2 protein-coding genes are annotated in these 2564 nt (G+C 68.3%); both read left to right on the top strand.

Annotated elements, in window-relative coordinates:
* The first annotated feature begins 34 nt into the window (after positions 1 to 34).
* Positions 35 to 2278 carry a carbon starvation CstA family protein gene (locus N864_RS21340; RefSeq protein ID WP_034722175.1) on the top strand — a complete coding sequence of 748 codons (2244 nt, stop codon included), beginning with the start codon at positions 35 to 37 and terminating at the stop codon, positions 2276 to 2278.
* A 2-nt stretch (positions 2279 to 2280) separates the two neighbouring features.
* Complete coding sequence (locus N864_RS26180) at positions 2281 to 2496, top strand: YbdD/YjiX family protein (RefSeq protein ID WP_240474444.1); 216 nt, start codon at positions 2281 to 2283, stop codon at positions 2494 to 2496.
* Positions 2497 to 2564: the final 68 nt, after the last annotated feature.

The following is a 2564-nucleotide window of genomic DNA, read 5'->3' as shown; positions in this document are numbered from 1 at the left end:
GTCGCCTCCCCCACCCCTTGACGAGGAAGTCGCAATGAGTAATGCCCTGAGTGACAAGGCCGAGCTGCCACCGGCAGCGGTCGACCCGGAGGTCGCCGAAGCGCACGACCGGAAGTGGACCCCGAAGAAGATCCTCGGGTGGGGTGCGGTGGCCCTCCTCGGCGCGGTCGCCTGGTCTGTCATCGCGATCGGCCGCGGCGAGACGATCAACGCCATCTGGTTCGTCTTCGCGGCCGTCTGCACCTACCTCATCGCCTTCCGCTTCTACGCGAAGTACATCGAGCGCAAGGTCGCCAAGCCGGACGACACGCGCGCCACGCCGGCCGAGTACAACGAGAACGGCAAGGACTTCATGCCGACGGACCGGCGGGTCCTCTTCGGCCACCACTTCGCCGCCATCGCCGGCGCCGGTCCGCTCGTCGGGCCCGTGCTCGCCGCGCAGATGGGCTACCTGCCCGGCACGATCTGGATCATCGTCGGTGTCGTGCTCGCGGGCGCGGTGCAGGACTACCTCGTCATGTTCTTCTCGATGCGCCGCGGCGGCCGCTCGCTCGGCCAGATGGCGCGCGAGGAGCTCGGCGTCATCGGTGGCACCGCCGCCCTCATCGCGACGCTCACCATCATGATCATCATCACGGCGATCCTCGCGCTCGTCGTCGTCAACGCCCTCGGCGCCTCGCCGTGGGGCGTCTACTCCGTCGGCCTGACCCTGCCGATCGCCCTCTTCATGGGGGTCTACCTGCGCTTCATTCGGCCGGGCAAGGTCATGGAGGTCTCGGTCATCGGCTTCGTCCTGCTGATGTTCGCCATCATCTCGGGCCGCTGGGTCGCCGAGTCGGCCTGGGGCGCCTCGTTCTTCCACCTCGACCGCACGACGATCGCCTGGATGATCATCATCTATGGCTTCATCGCGGCCGTGCTGCCAGTCTGGCTGCTGCTCGCGCCGCGTGACTACCTGTCGACCTTCATGAAGATCGGCGTCATCGCCCTGCTCGCGGTCGGCATCATCGTCGTGCACCCGACCATCAACGTGCCGGCCTTCTCCGAGTTCGCCAGCCGAGACGACGGCCCGGTCGTGGCAGGCTCGCTCTTCCCGTTCCTCTTCGTGACGATCGCCTGTGGCGCACTGTCGGGCTTCCACGCCCTGATCTCCTCGGGCACGACGCCGAAGCTGGTCGAGAAGGAGCGGCAGACCCGCTTCCTCGGCTACGGCGGCATGCTGATGGAGTCCTTCGTCGCGATCATGGCGCTCGTCGCGGCCCTCGTCATCGACCGCGGTGTCTACTTCGCGATGAACGCCTCCCCGGCCGCGACCCAGGGCACGATCGAGGGCGCGGTCGCCTTCGTCAACCAGCTCGGCCTGTCCGGCGTCCACCTGACGCCCGACATGCTGAGCGAGCTGGCGCGCAACGTCGGTGAGGAGTCGATCGTCTCGCGCACCGGTGGCGCACCCACGCTCGCGGTCGGCATCGCCCACGTCCTGCACCAGTGGTTCGGCGGCACCGCCCTGATGGGCTTCTGGTACCACTTCGCGATCATGTTCGAGGCGCTGTTCATCCTCACCGCCGTCGACGCCGGCACCCGCGTGGCCCGGTTCATGCTCCAGGACACGATCGGCAACTTCGTGCCGAAGTTCAAGGACACGTCCTGGACGGTCGGGGCCTGGATCTGCACGGCGATCATGGTCGCGGGCTGGGGCTACATCCTCGTGCTCGGTGTGACCGACCCGCTCGGCGGCATCAACACGTTCTTCCCGCTGTTCGGTATCGCGAACCAGCTGCTCGCCGTCATCGCGCTCGCTGTCGTCATGGCGATCATCGCGAAGCGCGGCAACTTCAAGCACCTGTGGGTCGTCGTGGTCCCGCTCGGGTTCGCCGCAGTCGTCACCGTCACCGCGTCGATCTTCAAGATCTTCTCGCCGGTCCCGGCCGTCGGCTACTGGGCCCAGCACAACGCGTTCAAGGAGGCGCTCGCCGCGGGCAAGACGAGCTTCGGCACGGCCAAGAACGTCGAGGCCATGGAGGCGGTCGTCCGCAACACCACGGTCCAGGGCACCCTGTCGGTCGTCTTCGTCGTGCTGACCCTCATCGTCCTCGTCGCCGCGATCATCGTGACGGTGCGGGCGGCCATGGGTCACCGCGGCGGCAACACCGAGGACCCGCGCATCGAGTCGAAGATCTTCGCCCCGGCCGGGCTCGTGCCGACGCCGATGGAGAAGGAGCTCGAGGCCCAGTGGGCCCAGGTCCGTGAGCCGGTCCCGGCCGGGAGGGGGCACTGACCGTGCCGGCCGCCCTCCCCGCGATCCTGCGCGGCGCCCGCGACAGCGGGCGCCGTGCGGTCGGCTACCTCCGGGCCGTCATGGGCGCGGACGCGTATGACCGCTACTGCGCCCACCTCGCCGCCCGTCACCCCGAGGCGGAGCCGCTGTCAGAACGCGAGTTCTGGCGCGAGCACATGGACTGGCTGGACCAGAACCCCCAGGGCCGCTGCTGCTGACCCAGCCACCACGCCCATCGACAGTGCACGAGTCCAAGTCGAGAGTGCACTTTTCCCGATCGAGCGTG

This window comes from Intrasporangium chromatireducens Q5-1 (genome assembly GCF_000576575.1).
Taxonomy (GTDB): domain Bacteria; phylum Actinomycetota; class Actinomycetes; order Actinomycetales; family Dermatophilaceae; genus Intrasporangium_A; species Intrasporangium_A chromatireducens.
Note: the sequence above shows the minus strand (reverse complement) of the source record. Positions and strands in the feature narration are given on the sequence as shown.